The organism is Yersinia sp. FDAARGOS_228, assembly GCF_002073315.2.
Lineage (GTDB): Bacteria > Pseudomonadota > Gammaproteobacteria > Enterobacterales > Enterobacteriaceae > Yersinia > Yersinia intermedia.
On the sequence record NZ_CP020409.2, the window covers coordinates 4,408,675 to 4,427,825 of the forward strand.

The following is a 19,151-nucleotide window of genomic DNA, read 5'->3' on the forward strand; positions in this document are numbered from 1 at the left end:
ACCTTACCAGCTCAACTGCGTCAGGTTATTGTTTAACACAAACAATATATCCCCTTGGTACTTGAAGTTGCAGAGGTGTTCGCTGCTCTCACTAACCCGAATCACTTACCTGAGTAAACTCATCGGTATTCGTTCGCTTACAACCTGACTGCTACTTCAATCTCTTTGGGTTTAGCGCAATGAGAATTGACGCGGTAATCAGTTTACTGCGTCTTTCAGGCCTTTACCGGCACGGAAGCCTGGTACTTTAGCCGCAGGAATACTGATTTCTTTGCCTGTCTGAGGGTTACGGCCAGTACGTGCAGAACGCTCACGTACTGCAAAAGTACCAAAACCAACCAGAGCTACGTCATCCCCTTCTTTCAAAGATTCAGTAACAGAAGCAATAATTGCATCTAACGCGCGCCCAGCGGCCGCTTTGGAAATATCTGCACCTGCGGCAATTTTGTCGATCAGTTGTGACTTATTCACTCTTTCATCCCCTTTAGAATTCTATCGTCGCGCCGAAAATCCCTACGGACAACACGACAGCGCAGCTGTTATATCAATCCTGTCCAACCTTGGCAAGCAGCCCAAAGGCAGAAACTTTTGTCAGACAGCCGAACTAACTTAGCGGCACAAAAAATAGCTGGCAAGTAGCATTTCACTTACCAGCATCAGTTTTATCAATACTTCTTGCGATCCGTCACTATTTTGACGCTACCGGCTGTGCCCCGAAGGCTGGATTTTGCAACGCGATGGCTAAAACATCATCAATTAGTTTAACCGGATGAATCTCCAGATCAGCGATAACATTGTCTGGAATCTCTTCCAAATCACGTTTGTTATCTTCTGGAATCAGCACAATTTTGATCCCACCACGGTGAGCTGCCAGCAATTTCTCTTTCAAACCACCGATTGGCAATACTAAACCACGCAAGGTGATTTCGCCGGTCATCGCCACATCTGCGCGCACCGGGTTACCGGTCAGACAAGAAACCAGCGCGGTACACATAGCAATACCTGCACTCGGACCATCTTTTGGCGTTGCACCTTCAGGCACATGTACATGGATATCGCGTTTTTCGTAGAAATCAGGATTAATACCTAATTTATCTGCGCGCGCACGCACCACAGTCAACGCTGCCTGAATTGATTCTTGCATCACTTCACCCAGCGAGCCGGTGTAAGTCAGCTTGCCTTTGCCCGGAACGCATGCCGTCTCAATGGTCAGTAAATCGCCACCCACTTCAGTCCACGCCAGCCCGGTCACTTGACCCACGCGATTCTCAGTATCAGCTCGGCCATAATCGACCTTCTGCACACCCAAGAAGTCTTTAAGGTTGTCACCGTTGATTTCAATGTGCTTAACCGTTTTATCCATAAGCAGATTTTTTACTGCTTTACGGCACAGTTTGGAGATTTCACGCTCCAGACTACGCACCCCAGCTTCACGGGTGTAATAACGGATAATGCTCATAATGGCACTGTCATCGATGGTCAGTTCGCCTTTCTTAATGGCGTTGCGCTCAAACTGTTTCGGCAACAGATGCTGCTTGGCAATATTGAGTTTCTCATCTTCGGTATAACCGGACAGGCGAATAACTTCCATACGATCCAGCAACGGTGCTGGAATATTCATGGAGTTAGAGGTGGCAACGAACATGACATCCGACAGATCATAATCCACTTCCAGATAGTGATCGTTGAATGCAACGTTTTGTTCTGGGTCCAAAACCTCCAGCAGTGCAGACGCAGGATCACCGCGCATATCGGACGCCATCTTATCAATCTCATCCAACAAGAAGAGTGGGTTCTTCACCCCAACTTTCGCCATCTTCTGGATCAATTTACCCGGCATAGAACCGATATAGGTGCGGCGATGACCACGGATTTCCGCTTCATCACGTACCCCACCCAGCGCCATACGGACATACTGGCGGCCAGTAGCACGAGCAATAGATTGGCCCAGAGAGGTTTTACCCACCCCAGGAGGCCCAACCAGGCACAGGATTGGCCCTTTAATCTTGCTAACGCGGCTCTGTACTGCGAGGTATTCTAAAATACGATCTTTAACTCGTTCCAAACCGTAGTGATCGGTATCCAGAACTTCCTGCGCTTTTACTAAGTCTTTTTTAACTTTACTGCGGCTGTTCCAAGGCACCTGCAACATCCAATCAATATAACCACGTACTACGGTTGCTTCCGCAGACATCGGTGACATCATTTTCAGTTTTTGCAGCTCGGCTTCGGTTTTTTCGCGTGCATCTTTCGGCATTTTGGCCGCTTCGATTTTACGCTTCAGCGCTTCGTGTTCATCAGGCGTATCGTCCATCTCGCCCAGTTCTTTCTGAATGGCCTTCATTTGCTCATTCAGATAGTACTCGCGCTGGCTCTTTTCCATCTGTTTTTTGACGCGATTGCGAATCCGTTTTTCGACCTGTAACAGATCGATTTCTGACTCCATCATTGCCATCAGATATTCCAGACGTTCGGTCACATCGAACATTTCCAGAACAGCCTGTTTATCATTTAATTTCAACGGCATATGTGCCGCGATAGTATCCGCAAGACGCGCTGCATCATCAATGCTGTGCAGTGAAGCCAGCACTTCTGGTGGGATCTTTTTATTCAGTTTGATATAGCCTTCAAACTGATTAATCGCCGTGCGAACCAAGACTTCTTGTTCACGATCGTCCATCACTGGCGATTCAAGATATTCTGCCTGAGCAGCAAAATGCTCACCGCTGTCGGAAAGCGTGGTGATACGCGCACGCTGTAGCCCTTCAACCAGCACTTTAACTGTGCCATCAGGCAACTTCAGCATTTGTAAAATCGAGGCTACAGTGCCTACTGAAAACAAATCGTTGATACCAGGCTCATCAGTCGAGGCTTCTTTCTGCGCAACCAGCATGATTTTTTTATCATGGTCCATTGCAGCTTCCAGGCACCGAATCGACTTTTCCCGGCCAACAAACAGTGGGATCACCATATGCGGATAAACCACCACATCGCGTAGAGGCAATACGGGGATTTCTATGCGTTCGGAACGCTCAGGGTTCATAGAGCTCTCTCTTAGTTTAGCTTCCGCCAGATTACTGGGAATCTCGTGAAACACGAGTCATCACGAGTTTCACTAAATAGGTTATTGAGTATATGGGGACGAATGTCTTACATTCAACGATTACAATGCGAGGAAAAAGAAATGGGGGATAAAATCCCCCATTGTCATACTAACCATCTGGATTATTTGGCTAATTATTCGCCAGAAGCTTGGGCTTCCGGTTGGCCATAAATCAGCATTGGTGCAGATTGGCCAGCAATAACTGACTCATCTACCACCACTTTTTCCACACTGTCCATTGACGGTAAATCGTACATGGTATCCAGCAATGCGCCCTCTACGATAGAACGCAGGCCACGAGCACCTGTTTTACGTGCCATCGCTTTTTTGGCAATTGCAGTCAACGCTTCATCACGGAACTCAAGCTCCACACCTTCAAGATTGAACAACGCCTGATATTGTTTAGTCAGCGCGTTTTTCGGTTCTTTCAGGATCTGAATCAGTGCGTCTTCACTCAATTCACTCAGCGTTGCAACCACAGGTAAACGACCGATAAATTCAGGGATCAAACCGAATTTAATTAAATCTTCTGGCTCAGCCTGGCTCAACAACTCACCTTCGGTTGCTTTTTCTGACTTGCCTTTTACCGTGGCACCGAAACCGATACCCGTTCCGGTGTTAATGCGCTGCCCGATAACTTTGTCCAGGCCAGCAAAAGCACCACCGCAGATAAACAGAATTTTAGAGGTATCAACCTGCAAAAACTCCTGCTGCGGATGCTTACGACCACCTTGTGGTGGCACGGCAGCAATCGTCCCTTCAATCAATTTCAGCAGGGCTTGCTGCACACCTTCACCTGAGACGTCACGCGTGATCGACGGGTTATCAGACTTACGTGAAATTTTATCAATTTCATCAATATAGACGATACCGCGTTGTGCTTTCTGCACGTCGTAATCGCATTTCTGCAAAAGCTTCTGAATGATGTTTTCAACATCTTCACCCACATAACCGGCTTCAGTCAGCGTGGTAGCATCTGCCATGGTAAATGGCACATCCAGGAAGCGAGCCAATGTCTCAGCCAACAGTGTTTTACCACTACCGGTTGGGCCAATCAGCAGAATATTACTTTTGCCCAGTTCGATACCATTACTGGTATCACCATTGCGCAAACGCTTGTAGTGATTGTATACCGCAACGGCCAACACTTTTTTCGCCGGTTCCTGCCCGATGACATAATCATCCAGGTGATGGCGGATTTCATGCGGCGTAGGCAGCGAACTGCGCTCCCTATGGGGGGCGACTTCTTTGATCTCTTCGCGAATAATGTCGTTACACAAATCGACACATTCATCGCAGATATACACTGACGGCCCGGCAATTAGCTTACGCACTTCATGCTGGCTTTTGCCGCAGAAAGAGCAATACAGCAGCTTTCCAGAACCGTCTTTGCGCTTATCTGTCATCAGTAAACCTCTTCTTCAGTATCTGCCACACCCGAAACTATGGTGGCAGGGAGACTATTCTCGCTATTGCTGGACGCCACGCTAATCTTCAGCGGACAGCCGATATATCGGGTAGTTAGTGAACAATGTGCAATGCAACTGTTCGATTACACGATTTGTTCTATTTACATACACTATAGTATATCGGCTCACAGAAATAAGTCGCTAGTCACGACGGGTGAACACGGAATCAACTAATCCGTATCCTACAGCCTCTTCGGCTGACAAGAAACGGTCACGTTCAGTGTCTCTCTCTATTTCTTCAAGAGGTTTTCCCGTGTGAAGAGCCATCAGTTCATTCATGCGCGATTTTACTTTTAAAATCTCTCTGGCATGAATTTCAATATCTGTCGCCTGCCCCTGGAAACCGCCCAACGGTTGGTGAATCATTACCCGCGAATTCGGTAAGCAGAAACGTTTACCCTTAGCACCCGCAGTCAACAGGAACGCACCCATTGAGCATGCCTGGCCCATACAGATAGTGCTGACATCAGGCTTAATGAATTGCATGGTGTCATAAATTGACATCCCAGCAGTGATCACCCCACCTGGAGAGTTGATATACAAAAAGATATCTTTTTCTGGATTTTCTGCTTCCAGAAATAGCATCTGTGCCGTAATCAGGTTGGCCATATGGTCTTCAACCTGGCCGGTCAGGAAAATAATGCGCTCTTTTAACAGACGGGAGAAGATATCGTAAGAACGTTCCCCACGTGAAGTCTGCTCAACCACCATTGGCACCAGAGCCATGTTAGGTGCAAATTGATCTCGTTCGCCACTGTATGACATTACCGTCTCCTAATAGAATTTACTTTGGCGCCATTCATAACCGATTCTACTTGAGATAAGTAATGATGACTATGTTCATGCATCAAGGTCGCGTGCAAACCGCCTGGTTATCCAGACACATTCGACGGTGGTAATCAGCCAGTGTTTCATCAACATCTTATATGAACGTCTGTTAGGTTAATTGGGGGATTAGTCGTCTTTTTCAAGCCCCAAGGTACTTTTTTTTAACCGGACATACCCGCTCATTATCTTTGCCGTAATCCTGACGCTCTATTGATTGTTTATCTGTTAAGTATTGCATTTCACTTTTCAAATATAGCGCAGATTACAGTGAAACATGCCAGATTAATCATACTATTGAACGATTATTGTTATAAAAGAAAAGCCCGTAACCAAAGGCTACGGGCTTAATCAGTCAAAAAACCGGATATACCCTTCGTATTCGACGTTGCAGGGGCCAGCTACAGGCTCTCACCCGAATCACTGACCTGAGTCAACTCATCAGGATTAATGACCCCATGCTTGAGGCCCACCCGTTGAGTCAGCATACATGCTGTTCAAATCGGTTCACGACCGATTTGCCCTTCACTTGCTACTCCCTGCAACACCCACTTTCAGCGAAAGATGACATCCCGTTTGATGTGCGAAAAACATTACGCAGCAGTGGTCTGATTCATCAGTTCACTGAAGGTAGTTGGTTTTTCAGTTACTTTGGCTTTAGCCAGCAGCGTTTCTACTGCTTGTTCTTCCAGAGCAACGTTACGCATATTGTTCATCAGCTCTTTGTTTTTGCTGTAGAACTCAACAACTTCTTGTGGATCTTCGTAAGCAGATGCCATTTCTTCGATCAGTGCTTTAACACGATCTTCGTCCGCTTTCAGCTCGTGCTGGCTGATAACTTCACCCAGCAACAAACCAACAACGACGCGACGCTTAGCTTGTTCTTCGAACAATTCACGTGGCAGTTCAGCAGCTTGTTTCTCGTTACCACCGAAACGCTGTGCAGCCTGACGGCGCAGAACGTCGATTTCACCTTCAACCAGTGCCGCTGGAACGTCAATTGCGTTCGCGCTAACCAGACCGTCAATTGCCTGAGTTTTAACACGGTTACGTACTGCGCCTTTCAGCTCACGCTCCATGTTTTTGCGCACTTCAGCACGCAGACCCGCGACAGAACCATCAGCAACGCCGAAACGCTTGATGAATTCTTCGGTCAGTTCTGGCAGCTCACGCACTTCAACTTTCTTCAACACGATGTCGAATTTAGCTGATTTACCTTTCAGGTTTTCTGCATGGTAATCTTCTGGGAAGTTTACGTCGATGGTGAATTCTTCACCGGCTTTATGGCCGATAACACCTTCTTCGAAACCTGGGATCATACGACCCTGGCCCATTGCCAGCACGAAATCAGACGCTTTACCACCTTCAAACTCTTCACCGTCGATAGAGCCGGTGAAATCCAGAGTTGCGCGATCTTCAGCAGTCGCTGCCGCATCAGTGTCTTTCCAGGTTGCTTGTTGCTTACGCAGAGTTTCCAGCATGGTATCAACGTCAGCGTCGTTTACTTCAACAACTGGCTTTTCTACTTCAATGCTTTCCAGATCTTTCAGCTCAACTTCTGGGTACACTTCGAACTCAACGGAATAAGTAAAATCTTCACCCTGCTTGTATTCACCCGGTACATAGTTTGGTGCGCCGGCTGGGTTGATTTTTTCCTTAATGATCGCATCAACGAAATTACGTTGCATCAGGTCACCCAGAACATCCTGGCGAACAGATGCGCCGTAACGCTGTTCAACGATGTTCATCGGCACATGGCCTTTACGGAAACCGTCGATACGAACACTTTTAGCGGCTTTCACTAATTCGCTTTTTACTGCTTTCTCAATGCTGTCAGCAGCAACAGTAATTGTTACACGGCGGCCAAGGCCTTGAGTGGTTTCAACAGAAACTTGCATCTTGTTACCTCAAAAAAATCACAGTGCTCGGTCAACTCCAGAAGCTGCAAACAAAGCAGCACCATTACCCTTTCAGGAATGATGCCAACTCTGAAAACACCCTCTAAGAACCGGGACGGCCGCATTATACAGAACCGAGTATCCCAGATGTCAGAAGCGTCCCGAAACCATTCCGGAAAAATAAGACGCGACATTATAGCGGCGCACAGGTTATGAGTCGAGGAAAGCAAGCGAATGTTGTCGCGGTAAAATTCACGCGTGAATCGTTCCCTCGGCTAAAACTCCTGTGGCGCACTAAGTAAATAGAGGTGTCGCCTACACAGAAACACAAACGGCCTAAGGGCCGTTTGCTAAATTCTCACTTACTAATACCCTAAATCAGGCCGGAATTACTACTGTTATCCGGCCTGTTTTGGATTAATTCTGTCACTTAAGCCAATGTGCCTGCGCCGCGACAAGGTGGTGAGTTCGGTACGGTGTCTTGCAAACCTGCCCACTCTTTCAGCGTATAAGTGTGCAAGGCAAGCGCATGAACACTGCCCGCCAGCTCATCAGCCAACACACTATAAATCGCGCGGTGGCGACTCAGAAAGCGCTGATCTTGAAATTTATTGCTGACGATCACAATTTTAAAATGACTTTCAGAACCGGCTGGAACATTGTGGCGATAACTTTCATTAATCACCTCCAAATGATCCGGTTCAAATGCCACTTTTAGTTTTTCTTCAATTTGTTCCCGAATCAAAATCATCATGCTCTCCTTACCGCTGAGGCAGAAAGCTGCCCACTACCTATCTATTCCAAACCCAATACCTATCTATTGCAAACCCACTACCTACTGCAATATTAGTTGATTTCCGCTGTTTTATAACATTTCAGATACAAAATATCCCGAATATCTCCCTTCTGCGCCTTTCGGGTATAAGGCGAATCTGATAGTCAGAGGAAAAGGTTACTTGTAAGGTCTTTAAGCAAAATGAAAGGTCACTGGGGGGAAAATCACTTTTTTTGCTGAATTTCTCTGCATCGGGATCTTCCACCAGCCAATCTCAGTGCTATGATGGCGCGACTGCAAATTCGCAAAATAACATGGCAGCTATCCCGCTCTGATTATTAAAGAATTCCATAACTATTGAGAAAGTGAACATGCTAAAGAAAATTCTTTTCCCGCTGTTGGCTGTTTTTATACTGGCGGGTTGTGCTGCCAGTAACAACACTCTGAATGTCACACCGAAGGTGGTATTGCCACCACAAGATCCAACACTGATGGGGATTACTATCAGTATCAATGGCGCAGATCAGCGGCAAGATGCGGCACTGGCTAGAGTAAATCGTGATGGTCAACTGGTGGTATTAACCCCATCCCGTGACCTGCGTTTCCTGTTGCAGGAAGTGCTGGAAAAACAGATGACAGCTCGCGGCTATATGATTGGCACCGATGCTCCAGTTGATTTGCAAATTGTAGTAAACCAACTGTTTGCAGACGTACAAGAAGGTAACCTGCGCTACAATATCACCACTAAAGCGGATATCTCCATTACTGCGACCGCAAAAAATGGGAATAAACAGGTTAAAAACTACCGCGCCAGCTACAACGTTCAAGGCGCATTTACTGCGACTAACGAAAAAATCACTAATGCCGTTAATACTGTGTTGAGCGACGTTATTGCAGATATGGCGCAAGATACCAGCGTCAGCGGCTTTATTAAACAAAATGCCCGCTAATCAGTTGTTCGCTTAACATCATTATTACTGCTTAACAGAATGCTCTGCTCCAACCTTGGGGCAGAGCATGTAGGTCTCACATGCCCAATCGTTATTCAAACCTTTTTACCCAACGTAATTCTCTGATTCTTTTATTGTTGGGATTTGCTTCTGGGCTTCCCTTAGCCCTTACCGGTGGTACGCTGCAAGCATGGATGACGGTTGAAAACGTCGATCTGAGAACCATTGGTATCTTCTCTCTGGTTGGTCAGGCCTACGTTTTCAAGTTCCTCTGGTCCCCCTTGATGGACCGCTATACGCCCTCATTTCTTGGCCGTCGGCGCGGTTGGTTGGTGATAAGCCAACTATTATTAATTGCCGCTATTGTTGTCATGGGCTTTATGGAGCCGGCTAAGCATTTATGGTGGCTGGCGGCAATCGCCGTGTTAGTGGCCTTCTGTTCTGCATCGCAAGATATTGTTTTTGATGCCTACAAAACCGACTTACTTACCGCAGAAGAGCGTGGCACTGGTGCGGCAGTTTCAGTATTAGGTTATCGGTTGGCAATGCTGGTTTCAGGTGGGCTGGCACTGTGGATAGCTGATCGCTATCTTGGTTGGCAATCCACTTATTGGCTGATGGCTGGGTTAATGCTCATTGGGGTATTTGCCACCTTATTGGCCCCCGAACCTGATATCCGTATCGCGCCACCAAAAACGTTGGAACAGGCGATCGTCGCCCCATTGCGTGATTTCTTTGGCCGCAACAATGCCTGGCTGATTCTGCTGTTAATTGTGCTGTATAAAATGGGCGATGCCTTTGCCGCAAGTTTGAGTACCACCTTCCTGATCCGTGGTGTTGGGTTCGATGCCGGTGAAGTGGGGTTAGTGAATAAAACATTAGGACTGATTGCCACCATTATTGGCGCATTGTATGGCGGTCTGTTAATGCAGCGCCTCAGCTTGTTCCGTGCGTTGATGATATTCGGTATTTTACAAGCTATCTCGAATGTGGGTTATTGGCTGTTATCCATCACTGACAAGAATATCTTCTCCATGGGCAGTGCCATCTTCCTGGAAAATCTGTGCGGTGGTATGGGAACTGCGGCGTTTGTCGCATTACTGATGACACTATGCAATAAGTCATTCTCTGCGACACAATTTGCTCTGCTATCAGCGCTATCAGCCGTTGGGCGTGTTTATGTTGGCCCTATTGCGGGCTGGTTTGTTGAGACTCATGGCTGGCCTCTCTTCTATTTATTCTCAATCGCAGCAGCCATTCCAGGGCTAATACTGCTCTATATCTGTCGCCAAACACTGGAACACACCCAGAAGACTGATGAATTTATGCCTCGAACCGCCTTTAAAACCGCTTATCGCTGGGCACTACGCTTGTTGACCGTTGGCTGTATATTGTTAGCTGCATGGCTAATTTTACTGATAAGTAACGCACTGGATTGGACCGCCGCGCCGCACGTGGCTGATATGTTGTTACTGCGCGGTATTCAGCTCAGCGTAGTAGGGATGCTGCTGGGCGGAGTATTAGACTATTTGGCACTCAGGCGCGAAAAATTAGCCTAATAAACTGTATTAGATGACACAGGCCGGTACTGATACCGGCCTTTTTTATGCACGTAAAATAGGCCACCTGAATCCTCCCCCACCCATTCATTGAGACATGTCACAAATTTCAGCAACAGTTGCATATTGTTATTCACAAAATGAGATCCAAGTCACTTTCGACTCTTTATCCTTTCGTGCTGTAAGACTATGATGAGCGCACTTTTTGTTAAGGACTGTGTCCTTTTGTTTCCCCTGACATCTTTCAACTACACAGAGGCATTTATGCGTAAAATTCTTATCGGTGCGCTCGCGCTGACAGCAATCACTTTGGCTCCGGTTGCACAAGCTGAATACCAGTGGGGTTTTGGTAATATCAGCATGAACTATCTTGACTGGACCCGAAGCACTACGCATAAATCAGGGGATTCATCACATAAAGATGACTTCGCCTATATCGAGTTAGAAGGGGGTGCAGGTTATAGCTGGGGGGAGGTTTATGGCTTCTTTGATCTAGAAAACCCATTTAATTCAAAAACAGCACAACCCGGTGATAATCAGCGCTACACCTTTAAAACGACTGGCCGTTACTATTTAGGTGATACCGGATTCAACCTGTACGGTCACGTCTATGGCACATACTCGCTACCAAGTGCTGAAGGTAATGATTACAGTAACTTCCACGAAGTTAACACCTTGTACGGTGTTGGCTATAACGCAACCCTAGCGGGCGTGTGGATGAAGCCTTTCGTGGCATTACATTATGTTGATCAAACCTATTATTCAGGTAATAACGGTTATGTGGTGGGTTGGGTTGCAGGATATGACTTCACCGCGTTTGATGAAAAATTCAGTATTACCAACTGGAATGAGCTTGAATTCAACCGTGCAGAACGCTATGCGGCGGGTAACGGTGGCCGTAATGGTGTGAACGGTGCCATTTCACTGTGGTGGACACCTGTTAAGCAATTCACCACCGGTATCCAGTACCGCTATGCTTATAACAAACTGGGCGAAGACTTTTTACAAGATGCTATCATTTACTCTATTAAATATAATTTCTAGCTGAATGATTCCGAGGTGGCTATTTAGATCACCTCGGAATATATTTTAATTTACTTTTGCACCACATATTATTTACACAAAATAAGCCTATTTACGAATTTAAAATCAGTATTTCCCATGAGTAAAAGGCTAATTACCGTTGTTTTTCCTTAACATCCGCAGTCTGGCAGCCATGTCTCACCGCCAACATATTGTTGCTATTAGTAAATTACCACGCAAGGCAACATCTGTGACCCCCTTAACATAAAGTGTCAACAAGCCGCTGACACAATCTTAAGCATGTTTACAGTCTTGCAACCTTCCCGTAAAATGCCCGCACACATGAAACGACAATAGAGCCCTTTTGTAATTGAGGTCGTTAGATGAGACTTAAGAAATACATTAAAAATATGGGTATGTTGTCTTTATTTGCAGCCACGGTAATGCTCAGTGGTTGCGATATGGCATTGATGAACCCCAAAGGCGCAATCGGAGTCGAACAAAAAACACTGATACTTACTGCTATCGGTTTAATGTTGATCGTCGTGGTTCCGGTTATTTTTATGGCGTTTGCTTTTGCATGGAAGTTCCGCGCGTCCAACAAAAGTGCGACCTACACCCCAAACTGGTCCCATTCCAACAAAATTGAGCTTGTTGTCTGGGCTGTTCCAATCATTATCATCGCTATTTTGGCGACGATAACGTGGAAAACCTCCCACGAGCTTGACCCGTTCAAACCTATCGTAGTGGCCGGTAAAGAACCGATCACGATTGAAGTGGTTTCCCTTGACTGGAAATGGCTATTTATCTATCCAGAGCAAGGTATTGCTACAGTTAATGAACTGGCCTTCCCTACTGATGTTCCGGTGAATTTCAAAATCACTTCTAACTCAGTAATGAACTCGTTCTTTATCCCTCAGTTAGGCGGGCAGATTTATGCGATGGCCGGGATGCAAACCAAGCTGCATCTGATTGCTAACGAAGCCGGTAAATACAACGGTATTTCCAGTAGCTTCAGCGGTAAAGGCTTCTCTGGTATGAAATTCACTGCGATTGCAACACCAACGCAGGAAGACTTCAACCAGTGGGTCGCACAGGTGAAAAAATCGCCGAACACCCTGAATACCACTGACGATTTCAATAAACTGGCTGAACCGAGCGAAAATAGCCCGGTTGAGTATTTCTCCAGTGTTAAACCGGAGCTGTTTAAAGGAATTATTGGCAAGTTTATGGGCGATATGAACATGCACCAGAAAGGCGATGACATGCATAAAGGCATGGATATGAGCCAGGGCATGGATATGGGCGAACACGCCGCTCACGCCGGAGCCGAGGAATAAAACGATGTTGGGAAAATTAACACTTGATGCGGTTCCACTACACGAACCAATCATTATGGTTACCGTTGCTGCAATTATTCTGGGTGGGCTAGCATTAGTCGCCGCCTTGACCTATTTCGGTAAATGGAAATGGTTATGGAGCGAATGGCTGACTTCGGTTGACCATAAGAAAATCGGTATCATGTACATTCTGGTCGCCATGGTCATGCTGTTGCGTGGTTTTGCCGACGCCATCATGATGCGTAGCCAGCAAGCACTTGCTTCCGCAGGTGAGGCTGGCTTCCTGCCACCTCATCACTATGATCAGATTTTCACCGCTCACGGCGTTATCATGATTTTCTTCATGGCGATGCCGTTTGTGGTTGGCCTGATGAACATAGTCGTACCGCTACAAATCGGTGCTCGTGACGTTGCCTTCCCGTTCCTGAACTCACTGAGCTTCTGGTTCTTTGTCGTCGGGGTGGTGTTAATTAACATCTCTCTGGGAGTGGGTGAATTCGCAGGAACCGGTTGGTTGGCCTATCCGCCACTGTCAGGTAAAGAGTACAACCCAGGTGTCGGGGTAGATTACTGGATATGGAGTCTACAGATCTCCGGTCTGGGGACCTTGCTGACCGGTGTTAACTTCTTCGCCACTATTTTGAAAATGCGTGCACCTGGCATGTCGATGATGAAGATGCCTGTCTTCACATGGGCGGCACTTTGCACCAACATTTTGATTATCGTTTCTTTCCCGATCCTGACTGTGACCGTCGCGTTACTGACCCTGGACCGTTACCTTGGCACCCATTTCTTTACCAATGATATGGGTGGCAACATGATGATGTACATCAACTTGATTTGGGCCTGGGGCCATCCAGAAGTGTACATTTTGGTCCTGCCGGTGTTTGGGGTGTTCTCCGAAGTTACCGCGACCTTCTCTAAAAAACGCCTGTTCGGTTACACCTCTTTAGTGTGGGCCACCATCGCTATCACCGTACTGTCGTTTATCGTTTGGCTACACCACTTCTTTACTATGGGATCCGGTGCCAACGTTAACGCCTTCTTCGGTATAGCCACAATGATCATTTCCATCCCAACAGGGGTGAAAATCTTCAACTGGTTGTTCACCATGTATCAGGGCCGTATTCAGTTTCACTCTGCAATGCTGTGGACCATTGGCTTCATTATCACCTTCTCTATCGGTGGGATGACCGGGGTTCTGCTGGCGGTTCCAGGTGCAAACTTCGTTCTGCACAACAGTCTGTTCCTGATTGCCCACTTCCATAACGTGATTATCGGTGGTGTGGTGTTCGGTTGCTTTGCTGGCTTGACTTACTGGTGGCCTAAGTCCTTCGGCTTTACGCTTAATGAGAAATGGGGTATCCGTGCCTTCTGGTTCTGGATCATCGGTTTCTTCGTTGCCTTTATGCCGCTGTATGTCCTGGGCTTTATGGGCATGACCCGTCGTCTGAGCCAGGATATCAATCCAGAGTTCCATGCGATGTTGATGGTGGCAGCAGGTGGTGCAGCATTAATTGCCTGCGGTATCTTGTGTCAGGTTATCCAGGTCTTCGTGAGTATCCGTGACCGCGAACAAAACCGCGATCTGACCGGTGACCCATGGGGTGGCCGTACGCTGGAGTGGTCTACCTCTTCCCCACCGCCGTTCTATAACTTCGCCGTAGTGCCTAACGTCGTCGACCGTGACGAGTTCTGGGATATGAAAGAGAAAGGCGAAGCCTACAAACGTCCGGCGAAATACGAAGAAATCCACATGCCGAAGAATACCGGTGCAGGTGTGATTATTGCTGGCTTCAGCTTGATCTTCGGCTTTGCCATGATCTGGTACATCTGGTGGCTGGCCATTATTGGCTTTGTCGGCATGATTGTTACCTGGATTGTGAAGAGCTTCGACGAGGATGTTGATTACTATGTGCCAGTTGCAGAAGTTGAGCGCATTGAAAATCTTCATCATGAACAAATCAGCAAAGCAGGCGTGAATCATGTCAACTGAAACTCTGACTAACCACAACGTCGCCCATGCAGAGCATGGGCATCACGATGCGGGAGCGACGAAAGTCTTCGGCTTCTGGATCTACCTGATGAGCGACTGTATTTTGTTTGCGACGTTGTTCGCAACTTATGCAGTGTTGGTAAACGGGACCGCTGGCGGTCCTTCAGGGCGGGATATCTTCGATTTGAACTTTGTTCTGGTCGAAACCTTCCTGTTGTTGTTCAGTAGTATTACTTACGGCATCGCGATGCTGGGCATGAATAAAGGCCATAAAAATCAGGTTAATACTTGGTTAGGTCTGACCTTCCTGTTCGGTCTGGGCTTTGTGGCAATGGAAATCTATGAATTCCATCACCTGATTGCTGAAGGTTATGGCCCGGATCGCAGCGCGTTCCTGTCCAGCTTCTTCGCACTGGTTGCCACCCATGGTATTCACGTTACCACTGGTCTGGTCTGGATCATCATTATGATGATTCAGGTAGCAAAACGCGGTCTGAATGAAACCAACCGTACCCGCCTGATGTGTCTGAGCTTGTTCTGGCACTTCCTGGACGTGGTGTGGATCTGTGTGTTCACCGTTGTCTATCTGTTAGGAGCCATGTAATGAGTCATCCAACATCTAGTCACCCAACAACGACTCACGGTGGAGCCAGCCACGGTAGTTTGAAGTCATATCTTATTGGCTTCATTCTGTCGGTGATTCTGACAGTTATTCCATTCGCTATGGTGATGAGTGGTACCGCCTCTCATACAACTATTCTGGCCACGGTGGTTGGTTTAGCTGTGGTGCAGATTATTGTGCATCTGGTGTACTTCCTGCATATGAATGGATCGTCTGAAGAACGTTGGAATCTGGTGGCGTTCCTGTTCACCGCTATGATTATCGCAATCGTTGTAGTGGGCTCACTCTGGATTATGTACAACCTCAACATCAATATGATGGTTGACTGAAGAGCTGCATGTGATGATTAAGCAATACCTGCAAGTAACTAAACCAGGAATTATTTTCGGCAATTTAATTTCTGTCGTTGGGGGATTTCTCCTCGCTTCCAAAGGCGTGATTGATTACCCCCTTTTTCTCGCCACCCTGATCGGTGTCTCGTTAGTTGTTGCCTCCGGGTGCGTATTTAACAACTATATCGACCGTGATATCGATCGCATCATGGAGAGAACGAAGAATCGTGTCCTGGTTAAAGGGCTTATCGATCCGAAAGTGAGCCTGATTTATGCGTCCGTACTGGGTATTGTTGGCATGCTGTTGCTCTACGTGGCCGCCAATCCATTAGCAATGGTGCTGGCGGTTATCGGTTTCGTTATCTATGTCGGGGTGTATAGCCTCTACATGAAACGTAAGTCAGTCTACGGGACATTGATCGGTAGCCTGTCTGGAGCCGCACCACCAGTGATTGGTTACTGTGCGGTCACCGGCCAGTTCGATATGGGTGCATTGATTTTGCTGCTGATTTTCAGCTTGTGGCAGATGCCGCACTCCTATGCCATTGCGATTTTCCGCTTTAAGGATTATCAGGCTGCCAACATTCCGGTTCTGCCGGTAATAAAAGGCATATCGGTCACCAAAAACCATATTACCTTGTATATTCTGGCATTTATGGTTGCGACCCTGATGCTGACATTAAGTGGTTATGCCGGTTATAAGTATCTGGTCGTCGCGGCGGCGGTCAGTGTCTGGTGGCTGGGCATGGCATTACGTGGCTACAAAGCAACCAATGACAGTGTGTGGGCGAGAAAACTCTTTGTCTTCTCTATCATTGCTATTACGTCATTGAGCGTCATGATGTCAGTTGATTTCAATGTCCCTTCCTCAGCGGCTGGATTACTGACTTACGTCGGGTAACGCCAACCGCGTTGATAGATACGAATAGAGTGGCTGGTGGGCCTATTACTGCCAGCCACTTTTTATTTCCGCCCTGCCCTGCTTTTCCCTAAAATCTTGCCTGTAATACATTCTAAACATCAATAGATTTACCGGCCCCTATTAACATCATTACAATACACACTATAGATTTCAAAGTGCGGCCAACACACCTGCACCTTGAAAGATGGCGATATCGTGCAGAATGTTTTTTTGAGGTGTAATGAACGACAATAAAATGACTCCGCTTGAGCTTCGGGCAACCTGGGGGCTGGGTACGGTATTCTCACTGCGCATGCTAGGCATGTTTATGGTGTTGCCGGTTCTCACCACCTATGGCATGGCACTTTCCGGTGCCAGCGAAGCGCTGATCGGCATTGCGATTGGTATCTACGGATTGGCCCAAGCCATTTTCCAGATCCCTTTTGGATTAGTTTCCGATCGTATTGGCCGCAAACCGCTGATCGTTGGCGGCCTGTTAATTTTTGCGCTTGGTAGCGTAATTGCTGCTATGAGTGATTCTATTTGGGGCATTATTCTTGGCCGCGCGCTGCAAGGCTCTGGTGCCATTGCCGCCGCCGTCATGGCACTGTTGTCTGATTTGACCCGTGAACAAAATCGCACCAAAGCTATGGCCTTTATCGGCGTCAGTTTTGGTATTACCTTTGCGATTGCCATGGTGCTTGGGCCAATCGTCACCCATGCCTTTGGCCTGCATGCCCTGTTCTGGGCTATAGCCATACTGGCACTATTAGGTATTGTCATCACATTAGCTGTGGTGCCGGATGCGGATAGCCATGTACTTAACCGCGAATCGAGCATTGTCAAAGGTAGCGTCAGCAAGGTGTTGAGTAACAGTCGGTTGCTTAAACTCAATTTTGGCATTATGTGCCTGCATATTTTGCTGATGTCGAGCTTTGTCGCATTACCGCAGATTATGGCCAATGCAGGTTTGGCCCCAGCTCAACACTGGAAAGTGTATCTGGTGACCATGTTGATTTCATTCGCGGCTGTGGTGCCATTCATTATTTATGCTGAAGTCAAACGCCGAATGAAACAGGTCTTTATGGGCTGCGTTGCGGTGTTGTTTGCTGCCGAAATGGTGCTGTGGTCTGCCGGTCATAACCTCTGGGTGATTATTGCTGGCGTACAATTATTCTTCATTGCGTTCAACGTGATGGAGGCTATCTTGCCATCATTGATCAGTAAAGAGTCGCCAGCCGGTTATAAAGGCACCGCAATGGGGATCTATTCCACCAGCCAATTTATAGGTGTCGCTATTGGTGGCAGCTTGGGTGGCTGGCTATTTGGTATGGAAGGGGCAAGTATGGTGTTTGCTGGCGGTGCAGTGATTGCATTAGTGTGGTTTGCCGTCAGTACCACCATGCAGGAACCGCCGTATGTCAGTAGCCTGCGAATTACCTTGTCAGAATTGGCAGTGAAAGACTCAGCATTGGAACAGCGGCTTAAAGCTCAGCCAGGCGTGACGGAAGCGGTAGTGGTAACGGCTGAACGCAGCGCATATATCAAAGTGGATACCAAACAGACTAATCGCAACCAGTTGGAGCAGTTAGTTAACGCGGTATAGGAATACATTGTGGTACAAAGGTGAACAGCACCTTTGTACCTGTATATCCATCGATGCAATATCAGTCGCGGAAGTTATTGAACTGGAATGGCTGCCCCAGATCAGCACCACGAATCAATGCCATGACGCTCTGCAAATCATCACGCGCTTTGCCCGTTACCCGGACTTGTTCGCCCTGAATTTGTGCCTGAACTTTCAGCTTGCTGTCTTTAATCAGTTTAACCAGCTTCTTAGCCTGCACACTTTCGATCCCTTGTTTCAGCTTGGCTTCCACACTGTAGGTTTTACCACTGCGATCCATCTCTTCCGGGATCTCCAATGCAGCACCTTCAATGCCACGCTTGCTCAATTGAGCGCGCAAAATATCCAGCAACTGCTCAACCTGAAAATCAGATTCGCTGACAACTTTGATACTTTCGTTCTTTTCATTTAACTCAAAACTGGCCGGAACATTACGAAAATCCCAACGGTTCGCCAGATCACGGGTGGCGTTTTCAACTGCGTTACGCACTTCCTGCATATCAATTTCAGATACGATGTCGAAAGATGGCATATTCCCTCCTCCTGATAAGATGACTGGCAAGCATAATAACCGCTTTATCCGCGCAGACAAAGCCAAGCCGCTGACAATTACGCAACGAAGCCACTGTTATTAGCGGATCCGATTTGTTGTCAGCCCTGCGTTTAATGACCAAAAAGTCTATATCCCCGTCATACTTCAAGCTGCATGTACGTTGGCCGCGCTCAACCAC

Annotated in this window: 16 protein-coding genes; 9 read left to right on the top strand and 7 right to left on the bottom strand. The window is 47.2% G+C overall.

Annotated features, from left to right (window positions below):
- Positions 1–198: 198 nt before the first annotated feature.
- The 6 genes from hupB to bolA all read right to left on the bottom strand — a co-directional run bounded on the left by hupB (position 199) and on the right by bolA (position 8,046).
- A complete protein-coding gene (gene hupB / locus A6J67_RS20715) occupies positions 199–471 on the bottom strand; it encodes a nucleoid-associated protein HU-beta (RefSeq protein ID WP_004392663.1) in 273 nt (90 codons plus the stop codon).
- Positions 472–688: 217 nt separating this feature from the next.
- Positions 689–3,043, bottom strand: coding sequence for an endopeptidase La (gene lon / locus A6J67_RS20720; protein WP_005182204.1), 2,355 nt, complete (start codon positions 3,041–3,043; stop codon positions 689–691).
- Positions 3,044–3,237: 194 nt separating this feature from the next.
- Entirely contained in the window at positions 3,238–4,509 is a 1,272-nt protein-coding gene (clpX, locus tag A6J67_RS20725) for an ATP-dependent protease ATP-binding subunit ClpX (protein ID WP_004703362.1), read from the bottom strand.
- A gap of 204 nt (positions 4,510–4,713) precedes the next feature.
- Positions 4,714–5,337, bottom strand: coding sequence for an ATP-dependent Clp endopeptidase proteolytic subunit ClpP (gene clpP, locus A6J67_RS20730; RefSeq protein ID WP_032905598.1), 624 nt, complete (start codon positions 5,335–5,337; stop codon positions 4,714–4,716).
- A 653-nt stretch (positions 5,338–5,990) separates the two neighbouring features.
- Positions 5,991–7,295, bottom strand: a complete 1,305-nt coding sequence (gene tig, locus A6J67_RS20735) for a trigger factor (protein WP_005182198.1) — start codon at positions 7,293–7,295, stop codon at positions 5,991–5,993.
- A gap of 430 nt (positions 7,296–7,725) precedes the next feature.
- Entirely contained in the window at positions 7,726–8,046 is a 321-nt protein-coding gene (gene bolA / locus A6J67_RS20745) for a transcriptional regulator BolA (protein ID WP_072088782.1), read from the bottom strand.
- A 395-nt stretch (positions 8,047–8,441) separates the two neighbouring features.
- Here bolA and A6J67_RS20750 point away from each other — a divergent pair, with 395 nt between their 5' ends.
- The 9 genes from A6J67_RS20750 to A6J67_RS20790 all read left to right on the top strand — a co-directional run bounded on the left by A6J67_RS20750 (position 8,442) and on the right by A6J67_RS20790 (position 18,399).
- Positions 8,442–9,020: a lipoprotein gene (locus A6J67_RS20750; protein WP_032905597.1), complete on the top strand. Its 579-nt coding sequence runs from the start codon at positions 8,442–8,444 to the stop codon at positions 9,018–9,020.
- An 80-nt stretch (positions 9,021–9,100) separates the two neighbouring features.
- Entirely contained in the window at positions 9,101–10,579 is a 1,479-nt protein-coding gene (ampG, locus tag A6J67_RS20755) for a muropeptide MFS transporter AmpG (RefSeq protein WP_005182189.1), read from the top strand.
- A 264-nt stretch (positions 10,580–10,843) separates the two neighbouring features.
- The gene (locus A6J67_RS20760) at positions 10,844–11,623 is read left to right on the top strand and encodes an outer membrane protein OmpK (protein WP_005182185.1); all 780 of its coding nucleotides are present in this window, start codon (positions 10,844–10,846) and stop codon (positions 11,621–11,623) included.
- A 362-nt stretch (positions 11,624–11,985) separates the two neighbouring features.
- Positions 11,986–12,942 carry a cytochrome o ubiquinol oxidase subunit II gene (cyoA, locus tag A6J67_RS20765; protein ID WP_032905595.1) on the top strand — a complete coding sequence of 319 codons (957 nt, stop codon included), beginning with the start codon at positions 11,986–11,988 and terminating at the stop codon, positions 12,940–12,942.
- 4 nt (positions 12,943–12,946) lie between these two features.
- Entirely contained in the window at positions 12,947–14,938 is a 1,992-nt protein-coding gene (gene cyoB, locus A6J67_RS20770; protein WP_005182181.1) for a cytochrome o ubiquinol oxidase subunit I, read from the top strand.
- Positions 14,928–15,542: a cytochrome o ubiquinol oxidase subunit III gene (locus A6J67_RS20775; RefSeq protein ID WP_032905593.1), complete on the top strand. Its 615-nt coding sequence runs from the start codon at positions 14,928–14,930 to the stop codon at positions 15,540–15,542. The genes cyoB and A6J67_RS20775 overlap by 11 nt, the downstream gene beginning before the upstream one ends.
- A complete protein-coding gene (locus A6J67_RS20780; RefSeq protein ID WP_032812973.1) occupies positions 15,542–15,889 on the top strand; it encodes a cytochrome o ubiquinol oxidase subunit IV in 348 nt (115 codons plus the stop codon). Before A6J67_RS20775 ends, A6J67_RS20780 begins: the two co-directional genes overlap by 1 nt.
- A gap of 13 nt (positions 15,890–15,902) precedes the next feature.
- Entirely contained in the window at positions 15,903–16,793 is an 891-nt protein-coding gene (gene cyoE / locus A6J67_RS20785; RefSeq protein ID WP_005182174.1) for a heme o synthase, read from the top strand.
- A 241-nt stretch (positions 16,794–17,034) separates the two neighbouring features.
- Positions 17,035–18,399 (top strand): MFS transporter, encoded by a 1,365-nt coding sequence (locus A6J67_RS20790; protein ID WP_005182172.1) that lies wholly within the window; start codon positions 17,035–17,037, stop codon positions 18,397–18,399.
- Positions 18,400–18,460: 61 nt separating this feature from the next.
- Here the strand turns inward: A6J67_RS20790 and A6J67_RS20795 are convergent, their stop codons facing one another.
- A complete protein-coding gene (locus A6J67_RS20795) occupies positions 18,461–18,952 on the bottom strand; it encodes a YajQ family cyclic di-GMP-binding protein (RefSeq protein ID WP_005182170.1) in 492 nt (163 codons plus the stop codon).
- Positions 18,953–19,151 lie beyond the last annotated feature (199 nt).